Origin of the sequence: Vagococcus salmoninarum (assembly GCF_003987495.1) — a bacterium.
Lineage (GTDB): Bacteria > Bacillota > Bacilli > Lactobacillales > Vagococcaceae > Vagococcus_D > Vagococcus_D salmoninarum.
In genome coordinates this window covers 1-16,651 of sequence record NZ_NGJU01000004.1, presented here as the reverse complement: position 1 = coordinate 16,651, position 16,651 = coordinate 1, and the positions used below count along the sequence as shown (strand labels likewise).

Genomic DNA, 16,651 nt, shown 5'->3' with positions numbered 1-16,651 from the left:
GAATAGGTTAGATGGCTTACGTCGTTTGACGACGGCGAGCAAACTCGACAAATTTGAATTTATCTAGGCGGTGCCGGGATTCAGTGTATTCAAAGCTTTGGGTATCTTCTAAAGAAACTAAGCTGCGGACAACAATCACGTGGGTTTCATCGGCTTTTAAATCCATGTAACGGCGGTCTTCCGCAGTGACTTCTTCAGCAATGATTTCTTTTTGCGCAAAGCCAATCTTTAAGTCTAAGTCATTTTCAAAATAATCGTAAATAGAATTAGCCGCTTTTTCCAGTGGCAGCTCAGGAATAAAACTTGTTAATAAAAAGTCTTTATCTAAAATCACGACTTCTCCATCAATTCGTCGTTGACGAACTAACCGCCAAATCTCATCATTGGTTTTCCAACCAGTTAAGGTATGGAGTTTAGGCGAGACAGTCTCTTTTTCCAATTCCACAACGATTGTTTCGCTTTGAATGTTTTGGGCTTCTTGCAGCTCCTTGTAACTAGTTAAACCAGCAATTGGAAAATTAAATCGTTGAAAATCAAGAACGATGGAACCTTTACCTTGTTGTTTTTGAATGTAGCCGTTATTGATTAATAAATTTAAGGCCTTACGAATGGTTTCTCGTGAGACGCTATAAATTTCCATTAATTGTTTTTCGCTAGGTAATAGGCTCCCAGAAACATAAGTTTTATTCATAATTTTATCTTCTAAGTCTAAAAAAATATCATGAAATTTATTCATTAGTGGGCTCCTTACTTGAAAAGTACATTTGTTGTCTATTAATAATATCACAGTTACGATTAAGTACCAATAGAGCAGGAGCAAATCTTAATTACAAAGGATAAAGGAGCTAGAAATCTAATTAAAGTCTAAGAGTAAGGTGAGTTTCAACTTAATCAATGTAGCCAATTTCTGAGCCACCAACTACAGTGGCTAGTTCGGTTAGTGTCAGCTGATGAGAGGGCTTGAGATTAGTGAAAACTAAGACAATGTCAGTAGCTTTTTTGGCTTTCTTGATTTTTTCTAGATCAACGAAACCAAGGGAATCACCAGCTTCGACTTTTTGATCAATTGCCACAGTCAGATTAAAAGGCAAGCCGTCAAGTTCAACAGTGTCTAAACCAATATGTAGTAACACTTCAATGCCGTTCTCAGTCAGAAAACCAAGGGCGTGTTTAGTTTGGAAAATGGTTGTGACAATGCCACTGACAGGTGCAACTAATTGGCCACTTGTCGGTTGAATGGCTAAGCCACTACCTAAGATTTTTTTTGAAAAGAGCTGATCCTCCACAGCTTCAAGAGGAATCAATGTTCCACTAGCCGGGGCGTGAATTGAAATTTTTTCAGTAGTCGGTGGCTCAGAAGGGTTTGGAATGGGTGAAGGACTTTCAGTAGAAAGAGGGTCAGGGGAATTTGGTTCTGGTTCTGGGCTAGAAGTCTCAGTCGGGATAATCGGTCCATTAGCACTAGGGGCAGGATCTAATTTATTAAAGATCCCTTTTTGTCTGAAAAATATCGTTAAACTAAAAGGAATTAGAATGGCTAGTAACATGGCAATTATAAAGAAGCCGTAACCGATTTTTATTGACAGCAATCCAGGTAAACCGCCAACGCCAATCGTAAAAGCCCGGACACCTGTGACGACTGAAAAGATACCGGCGATGCTTGAACCAATCATGGCGGCAATGAAGGGGTAAAGGTATTTTAAGTTAATTCCAAACATCGCTGGTTCCGTCACGCCTAAGTAACATGAAATAGTGGCAGGAATCGAAATTTGTTCTTCTTCTTGATTGCCCCGATGTAAAAAAATAACAGCTAAGACAGCCGAACCTTGGGCGATGTTTGATAAGGCAATCATCGGCCAGAGATTAGTACTATCAAAATCCGCTACTAACTGTAAATCGATGGCATTTGTCATATGATGGAGTCCGGTAATAACTAGAGGGGCGTATAAGAAACCAAAAGTGGCAGCGAATAACCAGTTAAGAGTACTTGCTAAACCAGCATTGACAACCGTTGAAATTGTATTACCCATGGCCCACCCAATTGGACCTAGTAGTACATGGGCAATTAGTACTGTTGGAACTAAGGAAAAGAGGGGGACAAAAATCATCGAAACCGCTTGATGAATGTGTTTTCTAAAAAAAAGTTCTAAATAACAAAGTAAGAAGCCCGCAAGCATGGCTGGAATTACTTGGGCTTGATAGCCAATCATACTAATTTGGGTAAAACCAAAATCCCAAACAGGAATATCAGCAGTGGCAGTATGTATGACACCATAAGCATTTAACAACTGAGGGGAAACTAAAGTTAGACCTAAGACAATTCCTAAAATTTCCGTTCCTCCCATTTTACGAGCGATGCTCCAAGTGATGCCAACTGGTAAGAAGTGGAAGATGGCTTCGCCAATAATCCATAAGAAATGGTTGACGCCATCCCAAAATTGAGAGACTGCTACAATCGGTTGATCATCAAAGGCCGCGAAGGGGATTTCCCCTAAAACATTTCTAAAACCTAAAATTAAACCACCAACAACTAGAGCAGGAATAATCGGTGCAAAAATTTCAGCAAAAGTTCCAATGATCCGTTGAAGAACACTTTGGTTTTGTTTAGCAGCTAATTTTGTTTCTTCTTTAGTTGCAGAGTGAACACCAGGGAGTTGGATAAATTCATGATAAAATGTGGCAACTTGATTGCCAATAATGACTTGGAATTGACCGGCTTGAGTAAAGAGACCTTGAACAGAGGGGATGTTTTCGACAGCCTTTTGATCGGCTTTAGTTGGGTCGACTAAAACAAAACGTAAGCGAGTGGCACAATGAGAGACGGAGGAAATGTTTTCAGAACTCCCGAGATGTTTTAACAGAGTGACAGCGTCTTTTTTAAAATCAACCATAAGTGAAACCTCCTAGTTATTCTAACCTTGTATAGACAAGTTTAGGTAGTTATAGAATAACGTGATTTAATCAATAATGCAAGAATTTTGGTAGCGTTTTAACAAAAAGGAATATTTAAAAAAGAGGATGTAAATAGTTGCCATAAGTAGTCTAAAAATCGTATGATTAAGAATAGTTAGAAAAAGTTAAAGAGTTTATTAAGCTTAAATAACTAGGTCTCTAGTCCCTAGTCAAGGGAATCAAGATGGCTTACTATGAAATAACAGCAGGTGAGCGTAATTGTCACTTAGAAGGGTGGAAGCAATGGCAAAAAATAGTCAGTATTCAGGATTAAGCTACTCAGAAGTTGAAGTGAGAAAAGCCCGAGGGGATGTTAACGAAGGCTTACCACCAATGACTCGGAGTTTTAAACAAATCTTTTTAGAAAATAGCTTAACATTGTTCAATTTTATTAATATTATTATTGCTGGTTTTGTCGTTTATACTGGTAGTTATAAAAATTTACTGTTTTTAGGAGTTATTATTGTCAATACGACGATTGGTATTTTTCAAGAATTACGAGCTAAAAAAAGTATCGATAATTTGTCATTATTGACTCAGTCGAAAGTCAGTGTGATTCGAAATAACCAAGAAGAGCAAGTCCTACAAGAAGAAGTCGTCATGAACGATATCGTGATGTTAAAACGAGGTCAGCAAGTAGTCGTTGATGGCATTGTACTAGCCACAGAAGGGATGGAATGTGATGAATCACAATTAACTGGTGAGTCTGATGCCGTAGTTAAACAAGTCGGCGATGCCGTTTTTTCAGGCAGTTTTCTAGTTAGTGGCAGTGCTTTAATCGAAGCGACTAAAGTCGGGAAAGCAAGCTATGCCTCTAAACTAACAGCCGAAGCGAAAGGTGAAAAAAGCATTTACAGTGAACTAGTTCATACAATGAAGAAAATCATTCGCATCTTAACTTTTGGGATCATTCCTGTGGGTGCCTTACTTTTTACTTCTAGTATGATTGGCGATATGACTGTCAATCAAGCGATTTTAGGTTCAACTGCAGCCATGATCGGGATGATTCCGGAAGGGTTAGTCTTGTTAACAACGGTGGCCCTAGCTGTTGGGGTCATTCGCTTAACTCAGAAAAAAGTCTTAGTAAAAACCATGGGGTCAATTGAAACCTTAGCCCGGGTAGACATTTTATGTTTAGATAAGACCGGCACTCTAACTAGTGGCGATTTAAAAATTGTTAAAACTGAAAGTACTGGTAGTAGTAGCTTAGAAGATTTAGGACGAATGATTAGCCATGTTGCTCATGATTTAGCCGAAGATAATGCTACAGGCCAAGCATTAATGACTAGTTACCCTCAAGAGGAAAATTCTTGGGAAGTCAGAAGTAAGATTCCCTTTTCTTCAGTCCGTAAATGGAGTGCCGTTGAATATCAAAGTCAGGGCTCATTTGTAATTGGTGCTCCTGAGTATTTGTTTGGGCAATTGGATCATCAATTAATGAAGGGAATTAATGAGGGCACGAACAATGGGCTACGCGTATTAGCCGTGGCTTCAAGCTCAAAGGGATTGAAAGAACAAGAGTTACCTGAAGAATTACAGTTAGAAGGCTTGATTTTCTTAGAAGATGAGATTCGCCCTGAAGCCCCTAAAACCTTGGCTTATTTCATTGAACAGGAAGTTGATATTTGTATTATCTCAGGTGATCATCCCCAAACTGTCGCTCAAATTGCTGAAAGAGCAGGAGTCAAGAATAGTCAGCAGTTAGTCGACATGAGTCAAGTTGGTCCAAATGTTGATTTTGTCGATTTAGTTAAAAAATACCGGGTTTTCGGTCGGGTTAGTCCAGAACAAAAACGCTCTTTAGTTAAGGCTATGCAAGAAATCGGCTTAACTGTGGGCATGACAGGAGACGGCGTAAATGATATTTTAGCATTGAAACAAGCCGATTGTAGTATTGTCATGGCCAATGGCAGTGATGCTGTTAAAGGAATTGCGGATTTCGTCTTATTAGATTCAAATTTTGATTCAATGGTTGGTGTTGTCTTGGAAGGACGGAAAGTGGTTAATAATATCCAAAGAGTCGCCTCCTTGTATTTAACTAAAACAATCTATTCTTTGATTTTGGCGTTAGTCTTTATTTTTATTGCTGCCCCTTATCCATTTCAACCCATTCAACTAAGTCCGATTAGCACGTTAACTGTGGGAATTCCCTCGTTTTTCTTAGCCTTACGGCCGAATATTGCGCCATTGAAAGGGCGTTTCTTTCAAAATGTTTTAGAACCAGCGATTGCCAGTGGTTTAAGCGTAGTAATTTTCACTTTAACTCTTTTAGTTTTAGGCAAGCAATTCAATTGGACCTATGAAGAAACATCAACGATAACGGTCTGGTTAACGGGAATGGTCTGTTTTGTGGCACTTTACTATGTCGCTAAACCAATCAATTGGAAAATTATCGGGATGATTAGTGTGTTAGCTAGTATTTTTATTTTATTATTCCTAGTCTTTGGGGAGTTATTTTCTTTAGTCAATTTATTTCAATGGCATTTAGCGATTGTCTATCTGCCTTTAATGGCAGTGGTAATTCCTTTGTTTTATAGTTTAAAAAAAGTGACTCACCATCTTTTAGGAAATCACCAAAAAAACCATGCAGAAGTTAGCTAACTTCTGCATGGCTATTTTTTTATTGTAGTAAGTCGTAAATAGCCGAGTCAGCATCTGCTAGTGAGCTAATGCTTTGAAGCTCTCCCCGGACAACATGCCGTTCGGTCCCGGCATCAGTTTCACAAGTATAAAGAGTCACCACTGTTTTATTAGGGATAACATCAAGAATTTCAACTTGCTCAGGACCAACAACGAAAGTCTCAGTCGTCTGATAAGTGAAAAGTTGCTCCCCATCAGTTAAATGAATTAAGTCACCAATCTTGACCCTTAACAAAGGGCTAAAAAGTAAGTTTTGGTCAAAGGGCATTTTATGGGCAGAAAGTGGATAGTTGCCTTGACCTAAAACTTGATTAGTTAAATTAGTCGCAGCACCTAAATACAAATTATCATCACCAATCCCTTTGACGATCGGTAAGGCTAAGTCAACTGCGGGAATAGCAACTTTACCAATATAGACACCGTCATTACTATAGTCCATCTCAGCAGTTGTTGCAGCTGCTGCGACAACTGGGGTAATCTCAGCTAAGGAGACTGTCTTTAAGTTGTTTTTAACTTTTTGGGTAGTCGTGTATTGATAAAGAGGATTAGCTGCGAATAAGCTAAGACTAATTAGCAATAGTAGACCACTTAAGAAAGGGTAGAGTTTAGCTTTTTTCTTAGGTCTTTGCATCTAGTTACTCCAATCTATAGCGAATCAGTCAGGATGTTAACTGACTGATTCAATCTTACGTTTATTTTTTATTGCGACGTGCTTTAATAAAGGCAGCAAGTGAAGCAGCCGCAGCCCCAAGTCCAGCTAAAGTCGTACCAGAACCTAAGGAAACGTTTGTTTGGGCTAGGCGTGGGAGATCTTTTGGCTGTTCACTTGTTGAACTACTCTCAGAACTGCTAGAAGATGGGATCGGATCAGGGGCAGTTTTCCCAGGGGCAGCTTCGACTTTTTTATAGGCTAAAGCAATGTCATTGACACCATCACCAAAATTACCAGTCAGGCGGTTAGCATCAACAAACTCATAGCCTGGAATCACTGGTGGTGTTACAACGTAACCTGTTTTAAAGAGACCGGTTAAATCAGCAACTGGCGATTTTACATCGATTAAAATCTCTTCTCCTTTTTCATCAAAGGCTCTAACTTGGACAAGTAAGTGAAGCTCATCTAAGATCTTTTGTAAGTTACCGACAACTGTAGCGACTTCGGCATTTGTTAAAGCGGCTACGCGGGCCTCTTCGACAGCTGTGATGGCGGCATATAGCTCTTCCCGCACATCAGGTTTACTTGGGTCAAGGTAGGCACCAGTTAAGTGTTCCACCTCGGCTAAAATTAAGTCAATTGGTAAAGTCGCCGCTAAATTATTTTCAATAATAGAGTTAATGGCCCGAGTAGCTGCAACAATTTCCTCTTCTTGTGTTTTAGCGGCGTCTAAATCAAGCGCATCAGTCTCATCAACGGTTGGAATAGCATCAAGTAAGTCACTTCCAGCAACTACAGCGGCAGTTAAAGCTTCCCGATTAGCAGCAACTGAAGCAATCGTAAACTCGTTAGTGACTACGTCTGTTTCAGCTAAGATTTCTTCGCCCCAGGAGACAGCCTCAATTAAATTACGTAAAAAGAGACCTTCGGCTGCTTCGTCTTCCTCATCTTCCTTGTCATCTTCTTTCTCCCCGTTTTCTTCACCGTTGCTCTCTTCTGGCTTAGAATCAGAAGTAGCCGGAGCTGTTGATGAATCAGGGGCTTCTTCAGAAGATGAGGGAGTTTCAGACTCTTCACTAGTTTCAGCTTCAGTGCTTGTGTCACTAGCAGTAGGTTCACTAGTTTCAGCTTCAGTCGTTGGTGCCTCGCTAGTAGACGCGGTATCATCACCTAATACAACGGCGGGACTAACAATAACTTGTCCTAAAATAACAGCCGTTAACCCTACTTGTAATAACTTTTTCTTTTTCATAAAAAACCTCTTTCTTTAAACCTTGATTCAATGGAACGATTAAGTGACTAAAGGCAAAACAGAAAATAAAAAGGCAGGTTGGCTAAACTAGAAAAAACGAGTAACTAGTGCTAGAATTAAAGTATCTAGCAAAGGGAGGGCCACTATGGAACTGATTGAAATTATTCAACGTTTAGGCTTAGCAGTGATTATTTCAGGTGCAATCGGTTTTGATCGAGAGTTCAAAAATCGTCCAGCAGGCATGCGAACCCATATCTTAGTCTGCGTTGGCGCCACGGTTGTTGCTTTGATCCAAGATCAAATATCCATTGATGCGCTTAACTTAGCAATTGCTCAGCCTGAATTGGCTGGGGTTATTCGTTCGGATCAAGCTCGGCTAATTGCTCAAGTTATTAGTGGCATTGGCTTTCTTGGTGCCGGGACGATTATTGTGACGAAAAGGTCTGTCACAGGTTTAACTACGGCAGCCTCATTATGGGCGGCGGCCTGTTTAGGCGTAGCTGTCGGCATGGGTTTTTACCAGATTGCGATTGTTGGCTTTATCACGATTCAAATTATTTTGTCGTTACTGAAAAAAGTCATCATCGTGCCATCGATGAAAAAATTAGAAGTTAAGTTTGTTCATCGAGTAGAGACGAAAGAATTCATTACTGATTACTTTGAGTCTAACGACGTTTCTGTCAGAGACGTAAATTTTGATGTGGAATTAACTGATGAGCGAAAAATCTATACTAATCTGTACACGATTGAGCTACCTCGTGGAAAAAATTACGCGGACTTAATCGAAGATTTATCAATCCACGAAAATGTGTTGAAAATCAGGTTAGTAGACTTATAAGAGGCATGAAAGGGAATGATAGGATGAAAACATTAGTGAATTTTAGAGATGCAGGAGGCTATGCTACGTTAGATGGCACAGTAGTGAAAAAGGGTAAAATCTTTAGAAGTGGTGAGATTGTCCAGTTAGCTGCAGATGATTATCGAGCCTTTACTGAAACTTACGGAATAAAACAAATATTTGATTTAAGAGGAAGTAGTGAATTAAGTGAGCGACCAGATGATCAGTTCGAGGGAGTTGACTATATAAATATCGACATCATGAAAGACTCAAAAGGTCAGTCTGCTAGTCTTGAAGACATGACTAGTGGCAAAGCATTGTCAGCGAATGACAAGATGCTCGGTATCTATCATGATATGATATTAACAGATTCTGCCAAGCTTGGCTATAAAAAATACTTAGAAATGTTAGGTGCTAATGATGATCCGTTTATTTTTCATTGTTTTGCCGGCAAAGACCATACAGGTATAGCCGCAGCTCTCCTTTTAGGTGTCTTAAATGTCTCAAAAGAAGACATTTATCATGACTTTTTAAGGACTAATACTTTGAGAAAACCAGCGAATGATCAGATGTTGGCGGAGTTAATAAAAAAAGGCGTGCCAGACAATCAATTAGCTGAAATTGAAACATTGATGACTGTTAAAAAAGAATATTTAGATCAAGCCTTTGAAATAATGGAGACCCAGTTTGGTGGTCTTTTAGGTTTTGTTAAAGATGGTTTAGGAATATCTGATAATCTTGTAGCAAAGTTAAAAACACTATATACTGTCTAATAGAACAACGACTAACTATTCTTTTTTTTGAGAGTAGTTTTTCTATCGTAGAAAGCAAATAAAAAAGTAAAGAAAGTGTTTATAATTATGGAAGAATTAGTAATCATCCACACGAACGATCTACATTCTCATTTTGAAAATTGGCCTAAGATTAGACGTTACATTCTCAAACGACAAGCTGAATTACAAGCTGCTGGCATAACAGTCATTACTCTAGACTTAGGAGATTTTTCAGACCGGGTTCATCCTTTAACGGAAGCCACAAATGGGTTAGCTAATACCTTATTGATGAATCAAGTCAATTATGATGGTGTGACGATTGGTAATAATGAAGGAGTCGGCAATAGTCACGAACAACTGAATGACTTGTACCAATCAAGTGAGTTTTCCGTCATCTTAGGAAATTTACGTGACGGCAAAAGTTTGGAACAGCCTCAATGGGCAGAGCCCTATAAAATTATTGAAACGGACCAAGGGACTCGGGTCGGCTTGCTAGGATTGACCGCACCCTTTGAGTTAACATACGGACCAAATGGTTGGAAAGTGGCTGAAGCTGATGAGGTGTTACCGAATTTATTAGCAGAAATAAGTAAGGAAACCGACATGATAGTGCTTTTGTCTCATTTAGGGATTAAAGAAGAAACTCGGATTGCTAAAGCTTACCCGGAGATTGACATAGTCTTAGGTTCTCATACGCATCATTTGCTGACAGAAGGCATGTATGTCGATGAGTGCTTACTAGCAGCTGCAGGTAAGTATGGTCGCTATATTGGCGAAGTTAAGGTTCAACTAGCTGACGGTCTAATAGTCAAGAAAGAAGCTAAAGTCATTCCAGTTACTAGTTTAGAAGAAGAACTAAGTGATCAGGCAGAAATTATTAGCTACGAAAATCAAGGTAGAGAACTATTACAAAAACAACTCATCGCTGATTTACCACAAACCTTGAGTTTAACTGGTGAAGGAACTAGTGATATTATGATGATGGCCTTAACAGCGATGAGTGAGTATAGTCAGACGGAAGTCAGCCTACTCAATAGTGGCTTATTTCTAGAATCCTTTCAAAAAGGCCTCGTTAGCCGTGACGATCTTCATCAAGTCTTGCCTCATCCAATGCACTTGATTCGAGTGAAAATTAGCGGTGAACATTTAAAAACCTTTTTAAGAGAAATTAATATTCAAGAAGATAAATTACAAGACTTCGCCATTATCGGAATGGGTTTTCGTGGCAAAGTATTTGGTCAGTTAGTGAGTAATGGTTTAACTTGGAATGACCAGCAAGGCATGACCTACTTAGGTCAAGAGATTGAAGATGACAAAGAGTATCAATTTACGACTGTGGATCATCTTTTGTTTATTCCTTTTTTCCCAAGTTTAAGTCAAGGAGCAGAGATTGAGTTTCTCTTTCCAGAATTTTTACGGGAAGTAATCGGTCTTCATCTGACTCGTCACTATCCAAGGAAGTAAAAAAAGGCTATAATAATAAAGACTAGAAAAAATAGGTGGTGAGAGCGTGACTGAAAAAGAAAAACAACTAGTAGAAACCCCGGCGGTAGTAACTGATTTGACAGGTGACATTGCGGAAGTCTTAACGGAGATTGCTAGCGAAGCCCCTGTCAAAGAAAAGAAACGACGGATAGAGATGCAAAGTGAAGATGTCGTAACGATTGATCAACGAGAATATCGTTTAGCCGTCAATTATCGTGAAGGCTTTGACTTAGATAAAATGAATGAACGCTACAGTGATGTTTTAAATAGATATGACTATATAGTTGGTGATGTTGGTTTTGAACAACTGAGACTCAAGGGGTTCTTTTCTGATAACCAGAAAAAAATGCCAGTGGAACAACGCATTGGTTCCCTGCAAGATTACTTGTACGAGTATTGCAACTTTGGTTGTGCTTACTTTGTTTTAGAACGGATAGGTGGACCCGTTAAAAAAGAGCGTCCGCAAAATAAAAATAAACGCAACAATCGTCGCAATAAGCCGAAACAGCCAGCCGCTCATCTCCAAGAGAAGAAAGGCCAACCAGTTGACAAGAAGCAACCAAATCGTAACAAAAAAAGCCCTGTCATAAAAAATCGTCAGGCAGCTGAAACTAAACCTCAAGGATCCAAACCAGTTGAGAAAAAAACACAAGCATCCAAAAATACTAATCGAAGTTTTACTATTCGACAAACTGAAGGCGAGTAAAGGAGCTAACTATGAGTTATAAAGGCTACTTAATAGATTTAGATGGGACTATTTATTTAGGGGATAAGTTGATTCCTGCTGGTAAAAGCTTTATCGAAAATTTACAAGGGCGAAAGGTTCCCTTTCTATTTGTCACAAATAATACAACGAAAAGTCCACAAGCTGTTAGTCAAAGGCTGGGAACTGATTTTGGGATAAATGTCGGGCCAGAAACCATCTATACTGCCTCATTAGCGACAGTTGATTATATGAATCAAGAAAATCGAGGTAAGAAAGTCTTTGTGATTGGCGAAGCAGGTCTAACGACTGAAATTTATCAGGCCGGCTATGAGTACGAAGAGTTGACACCTGATTATGTTGTCGTCGGTTTAGATACTGAATTGACTTATGAAAAATTAGCCATCGCTACATTAGCCATTCAAAAAGGGGCTCATTTTATTGGTACGAATCCTGATAAAAACATTCCAACAAGTCGGGGGTTAATGCCAGGAGCAGGCTCTTTATTGGCTTTAATTGAAACAGCCACAAGAGTTAAACCAGTCATTATCGGAAAACCCGAGAAGACGATTATGTCAATCGCTGTCAAAAAGCTCGGTTTAAATAAATCAGAAGTCATCATGGTGGGGGATAATTATGAAACCGATATTCAAGCAGGCTTAAAGAATGGCATTGACACATTACTCGTGTTATCCGGTTTTACCCAAGCTGAAGACGTGGCAAGCCTAAGGGAAGCCCCAACTTTCGTGTTAAACAGTCTTGATGAATGGAGTTTTTAAGTGAAAAATCAAAAATGGCGTCATTATCTTGGCGTAACATGTCTTTTTTTAACAATTATTACGTTAGCTATTACTTTAACCATTAATGCTTATCCGTTATATGTTTTTGATATTAAGTATTTAAATATTTTAGATTGGGTAGATTTATCTAAAACTGAATTATTAGCTAATTATCGTCAACTAATGGCTTACTTGAATTTACCGTGGGTGAGTCAACTGAAGATGACGGATTTTCCAGTTTCAGCCTCAGGCGCATTTCATTTTTATGAAGTCAAACGCTTATTTATGTTAAATTACGGCGTACTCCTAATTACTCTTATTCCAAGCGTGATTTTTCTTAAAGAATCAATCAAACAAAAAAGGCTCTGGAAGTTAGTCAGACCTTTCCAAATTGGTGCCTTGATTCCTGTAGGTTTAGGTTTCGGCATGTTAATTGGCTTTCAACAATTTTTTGAAACGTTTCATGGTGTTTTTTTCAATAACGATGACTGGTTATTTGATCCAGCAACAGACCCAATTATTAACGTATTACCAGAAGCTTACTTCATGCACTGTTTCATCCTAGCTTTAGTTATCTTTGAATTAATTATGTTAGTGGGGATAGTAAGTGGTCGCCGAGAATTAAAAAAAGCAACTGAAAGTTAACTTTCAGTTGTTTTTTTGTGTTTATTTGACTTGAGCGTGGGCAATTCGGCTAGCTGCAGCAGCGGCTATTGCCCCAACAATATCATCTAAGAAAGTATGAACGTGAATGCCATCATGTTCATTCAACTTAGCTAAGATACCAGGTTTAACTTTGTCGATGTAGCCGTAGTTTGTAAAACCGATTGAACCATATACGTTAACGATTGAGAGAGCCATAATCTCATCAATGCCGTAAAGGCCTTCGTCTTCACTTAAAATTTCTTGGAGTGGGCTTAGTAATTTGCCTTCTTCTGCTAAAATATCTAATTGAATCCCAGTAATAATCGTATTTTGAACTTCTCTTTTTAATAAAACTGCTTCGACATTTTCTTGACAAGTTGCTAAGTCTAGACCAGCCACGTAATCTTTTTGCAAGAAGTAAACTAACTCTGCCATATCTTCTAAAGTAATCCCTCGTTGAATTAGTAAAGCCTTCGCTTGTTTTTCTAAAATGTTTTTATCGATCGTCACGTCTATCCATTCCTTTCAAAGAGCTCTGATGTTAATTATCTTACCTTTAATAAATAGGAAAAAGCAAGGATTAACCTTGCTTTTATTATTTATTATTCAAAAAGACTGGTACTATGAGTTGGTTGAGTCCGCATGTCTGGGCGGATAAAGTGTAAGGCGTTATTAACAGCTGTCGGTGCTTCACCAAAACCGGTTGCAATAAGCTTGACTTTACCATCGTAAGTACAAATATCACCAGCAGCGTAAACACCAGGTAAACTCGTGGACATATCACTATTAACGACAATCGAACTACGAGAAAAATTTAAATCCCATTTTTTAATTGCCCCCAGGGAAGAAGTGAAGCCATAATTAATAATTAATTCATCAATCGCCAGTTCTTCCGTAAGGTCTTCTTTAGGGTTGCTTAAAGTAATACTTTTTAGGTTAGAGTCTTCCAGGTTTAGACTATCTGGAATAAAAGGCGTCTTAACGATGACAGAAGATTGATTTAATAAGCTAACGCTGTGTTCATGGGCTCTGAAATCTGGCCGGCGATGAACCAAAGTGACGGATTTTGCGACTTCCTCAAGCATTAAGGCCCAGTCAATAGCAGAATCTCCGCCACCACAGATCATGACTTCTTTATTGCGAAATTTTTCAGTGTCGGTCACGAAGTAGTGCAAATTATGACCTTCTAATTCAACGGCTTGGGGAAGTGTTAATTTTCGCGGTTGAAAGGCACCATTTCCAGCTGTAATAATCACACTTTTTGAAAGATGAGCGCCCTTTGTTGTCGTAATATGTAGTAAACCATCTGTTCTAAGAGTTAAATCAAGAACTTCTTCTTCTAAACAGATGTCTTGATTAAAGCGGGCAATTTGCTCAGTCAGATTGTTAATTAAGTCACTAGCTTTGATATCTGGAAAACCAGCAATGTCATAAATCTTTTTTTCAGGGTAAAGCATGGCAAGTTGACCACCTAGTTGTGGTAAACTCTCAATAATTTTTGTTTTGGCATTTCGCATCCCAGCGTAAAAGGCTGCAAATAAACCAGTTGGGCCACCACCTATGATGGTAATATCATGTATATTTTCAGTCGGCATAAACTACCGCACCTCCGTTAGTTATTAAAATCGTAATGTCTTTAGTACTGATATAGTATAGAATATAACTGATAATAACAACACAAATTTGCTTTTATCAGTTAAATAGATAGATATCTTTTAGAATTTTGGGTATTATATAATAGAATACAAATTAGGAGGAATTACAAAATGACATTTCCACAACTAAATTTAGCCGAGGCTAAAGGACCAATCGCCACAGTAACAACTAACAAAGGTGTAATGACTTTCAAATTATTTGAAGAAGAAGCACCGAAAACAGTTAAAAACTTTGTTGAATTAGCGAAAAAAGGCTACTACGATGGGATTATCTTCCACCGTGTTATTCCAGATTTCATGATTCAAGGGGGCGATCCAACTGGAACAGGAATGGGTGGCGAAAGTATTTACGGTTCATCATTTGAAGATGAGTTTTCTAAAAACTTATATAACCTACGTGGCTCGTTGTCGATGGCTAACTCAGGACCAAACACTAACGGTAGCCAATTCTTCATCGTACAAAATAAAAATGTCCCAGCTAACATGATTAGCCAACTTGAAGGGGCTGAATTCCCAACAGAAATCATTGAAGCATATAAAAATGGTGGAACACCATGGTTAGATTTCCGTCACACAGTTTTCGGACATATCATTGATGGAATCGACGTAATGGATGATATTTCTGCTGTCCAACGTGGCTCTCAAGATAAACCTCTTTATGATATCGTCATGGAAAAGGTTGAAATCTCAGAATAACTATCAAAAAGCAGGCAGCTATCAGCTGTCTGCTTTTTTTGTTTTAAGCAAAGGAACAATCCAAGGTTTAATTTTTTGATAAATTGACGTATAATAGAAAGGAAGAGTAAAGGAGGGACAAGTATGACTTTTAAAATAGGAATGATTATGGCAGGCAAAGTTACAGGGATCCAACCATATGGGGCCTTCGTTCATTTAGACGAGGAGACTCAAGGACTTGTCCATATATCCGAAGTGAAACATGGTTTTATTAAGAATATTTCTGAAGTTCTAGCGGTAGGTGATGCTGTAACTGTCAAAGTAATTGATATAGATGAATATTCTCAAAAAATCAGCCTTTCAATGAGAAGTTTAGATGATCAAGCACCGGTAGCGACATATAAAAGAAAAAAATATTTTACTAATCGCCGCAAGAAAATCGGCTTTGAAAGCTTAGCGAATCAAATGCCAGACTGGATTTCCGAAAGCGTTACAGAATTAACTGAGAAATAAACATGTATTTTTTCAGAAAAATGTGCTATTATTTGAAATGTAGACTGAAAATTCATTGAAAATTGAGGTGGAAGTTTTGAGTAACCAATTAGTTGCTGGTACTGTAATACTTAATAGCGCAAATGGTGATAAAAAGTTTTTAGTGAGAAAGAGCGAAAATAAGTTTGATTTCGTGACAACACCAATGAATCAAGACTTAACAAATCTTGCCTGTATTTTGCAAGAACTCAAGTCAGAAGTTATGATGGATGTCAATTCCATTGATTTAGTGGAATTAACAAATGTAATTGTTGAGAATAAGAAGATGCCATTGTTTGTCTTTGAAATGGAAGATCGTGGCGAAAAGCTAGTCTTAGAAGAAGAGTATGTTTGGGAAACACCAACAACCCTGCGAGCAGTATTGAATAAATTTCAAGTTTCAGGCGTACCGATATTTAAATAAACCAGAAAGCTAATCATTCACTGATTAGCTTTTTTTAATCCTCTTTCTTCTATATAAACCAGAAATATCTAATATTAAAGGAAATGCAATTAACTATTGCTTTTTAATAAGACTCTTGGTATATTAGTAAGAGTTCATGTGGAAGACCAATATAAAAAAACAATTTTTAATTGTTTGAAAAGATATTGACATTCAGCTTGGATTGATGGTAATATAAATAAGTTGTCATTTCGTAAGAAGGTGACAAAAAAAGAATTTTATAAAAGGTTGACAATGTCAACTAACCATGTTATTCTTATGAAGTTGTCAAGGAGTGCTGAACTTCGGACAGCAACAAAAAAATAAATAAAATTAATTGTTGACAAACTCAACAGTTAAGGTTATGATATAAAAGTTGCTAAGACAACATTTCAAGTTGGCGAAGAGCCAATATGTAGACCTTTGAAAACTGAACAAAGTAAGACGAACCAAATGTGTAATAGTTCTTCTTTAGTAGAAGAACACACAAAAGATTTTACAATTTTTTATGAAAAATTGATATAGTGAAGTAATTCGCTAGCAAACAAAATGAGCGAGACCTTCGGGTCTTATCAAAACTTTTATTGAGAGTTTGATCCTGGCTCAGGACGAACGCTGGCGGCGTGCCT

General features: G+C 38.2%; 16 protein-coding genes. 10 read left to right on the top strand and 6 right to left on the bottom strand.

Features of this window, described 5'->3' with window-relative positions; all coding sequences use genetic code 11:
- Window positions 1–16 precede the first annotated feature (16 nt).
- Window positions 17–736: a trehalose operon repressor gene (gene treR / locus CBF35_RS03450; RefSeq protein WP_126778593.1), complete on the bottom strand. Its 720-nt coding sequence runs from the start codon at window positions 734–736 to the stop codon at window positions 17–19.
- Between the two features lie 151 nt (window positions 737–887).
- Window positions 888–2,891 (bottom strand): PTS system trehalose-specific EIIBC component, encoded by a 2,004-nt coding sequence (treP, locus tag CBF35_RS03445; protein WP_126778592.1) that lies wholly within the window; start codon window positions 2,889–2,891, stop codon window positions 888–890.
- 304 nt (window positions 2,892–3,195) lie between these two features.
- Here treP and CBF35_RS03440 point away from each other — a divergent pair, with 304 nt between their 5' ends.
- Window positions 3,196–5,553 carry an HAD-IC family P-type ATPase gene (locus tag CBF35_RS03440; protein ID WP_126778591.1) on the top strand — a complete coding sequence of 786 codons (2,358 nt, stop codon included), beginning with the start codon at window positions 3,196–3,198 and terminating at the stop codon, window positions 5,551–5,553.
- A gap of 19 nt (window positions 5,554–5,572) precedes the next feature.
- On the opposite strand, the gene CBF35_RS03435 is transcribed toward CBF35_RS03440, so the two are convergent.
- Entirely contained in the window at window positions 5,573–6,223 is a 651-nt protein-coding gene (locus CBF35_RS03435; RefSeq protein WP_126778590.1) for a class A sortase, read from the bottom strand.
- 61 nt (window positions 6,224–6,284) lie between these two features.
- Entirely contained in the window at window positions 6,285–7,496 is a 1,212-nt protein-coding gene (locus tag CBF35_RS03430; RefSeq protein ID WP_126778589.1) for a MucBP domain-containing protein, read from the bottom strand.
- Window positions 7,497–7,641: 145 nt separating this feature from the next.
- On the opposite strand from CBF35_RS03430, the gene CBF35_RS03425 reads away from it, so the two are divergent.
- The 6 genes from CBF35_RS03425 to CBF35_RS03400 all read left to right on the top strand — a co-directional run bounded on the left by CBF35_RS03425 (window position 7,642) and on the right by CBF35_RS03400 (window position 12,719).
- Window positions 7,642–8,334, top strand: coding sequence for an MgtC/SapB family protein (locus CBF35_RS03425; RefSeq protein WP_126778588.1), 693 nt, complete (start codon window positions 7,642–7,644; stop codon window positions 8,332–8,334).
- A 23-nt stretch (window positions 8,335–8,357) separates the two neighbouring features.
- Window positions 8,358–9,107, top strand: a complete 750-nt coding sequence (locus tag CBF35_RS03420) for a tyrosine-protein phosphatase (protein ID WP_170174701.1) — start codon at window positions 8,358–8,360, stop codon at window positions 9,105–9,107.
- 87 nt (window positions 9,108–9,194) lie between these two features.
- Window positions 9,195–10,571 (top strand): bifunctional metallophosphatase/5'-nucleotidase, encoded by a 1,377-nt coding sequence (locus CBF35_RS03415; protein ID WP_126778586.1) that lies wholly within the window; start codon window positions 9,195–9,197, stop codon window positions 10,569–10,571.
- A gap of 46 nt (window positions 10,572–10,617) precedes the next feature.
- Complete coding sequence (locus CBF35_RS03410; RefSeq protein ID WP_244922556.1) at window positions 10,618–11,298, top strand: YutD family protein; 681 nt, start codon at window positions 10,618–10,620, stop codon at window positions 11,296–11,298.
- A gap of 11 nt (window positions 11,299–11,309) precedes the next feature.
- Window positions 11,310–12,074, top strand: coding sequence for a TIGR01457 family HAD-type hydrolase (locus CBF35_RS03405; protein WP_126778584.1), 765 nt, complete (start codon window positions 11,310–11,312; stop codon window positions 12,072–12,074).
- Window positions 12,075–12,719 carry a TIGR01906 family membrane protein gene (locus CBF35_RS03400; protein WP_126778583.1) on the top strand — a complete coding sequence of 215 codons (645 nt, stop codon included), beginning with the start codon at window positions 12,075–12,077 and terminating at the stop codon, window positions 12,717–12,719.
- Window positions 12,720–12,740: 21 nt separating this feature from the next.
- Here CBF35_RS03400 and CBF35_RS03395 read toward each other — a convergent pair whose 3' ends face one another.
- Together CBF35_RS03395 and CBF35_RS03390 are read right to left on the bottom strand one after the other, a co-directional pair.
- Window positions 12,741–13,229, bottom strand: a complete 489-nt coding sequence (locus CBF35_RS03395) for a phosphatidylglycerophosphatase A family protein (RefSeq protein WP_126778582.1) — start codon at window positions 13,227–13,229, stop codon at window positions 12,741–12,743.
- A 92-nt stretch (window positions 13,230–13,321) separates the two neighbouring features.
- Complete coding sequence (locus CBF35_RS03390) at window positions 13,322–14,314, bottom strand: NAD(P)/FAD-dependent oxidoreductase (protein WP_126778581.1); 993 nt, start codon at window positions 14,312–14,314, stop codon at window positions 13,322–13,324.
- Between the two features lie 171 nt (window positions 14,315–14,485).
- Here CBF35_RS03390 and CBF35_RS03385 point away from each other — a divergent pair, with 171 nt between their 5' ends.
- The 3 genes from CBF35_RS03385 to CBF35_RS03375 all read left to right on the top strand — a co-directional run bounded on the left by CBF35_RS03385 (window position 14,486) and on the right by CBF35_RS03375 (window position 16,004).
- Window positions 14,486–15,070, top strand: a complete 585-nt coding sequence (locus tag CBF35_RS03385) for a peptidylprolyl isomerase (RefSeq protein WP_126778580.1) — start codon at window positions 14,486–14,488, stop codon at window positions 15,068–15,070.
- A gap of 123 nt (window positions 15,071–15,193) precedes the next feature.
- Window positions 15,194–15,562 carry a CvfD/Ygs/GSP13 family RNA-binding post-transcriptional regulator gene (locus CBF35_RS03380; RefSeq protein ID WP_126778579.1) on the top strand — a complete coding sequence of 123 codons (369 nt, stop codon included), beginning with the start codon at window positions 15,194–15,196 and terminating at the stop codon, window positions 15,560–15,562.
- Between the two features lie 76 nt (window positions 15,563–15,638).
- Window positions 15,639–16,004, top strand: a complete 366-nt coding sequence (locus CBF35_RS03375) for a hypothetical protein (RefSeq protein ID WP_126778578.1) — start codon at window positions 15,639–15,641, stop codon at window positions 16,002–16,004.
- Window positions 16,005–16,651: the final 647 nt, after the last annotated feature.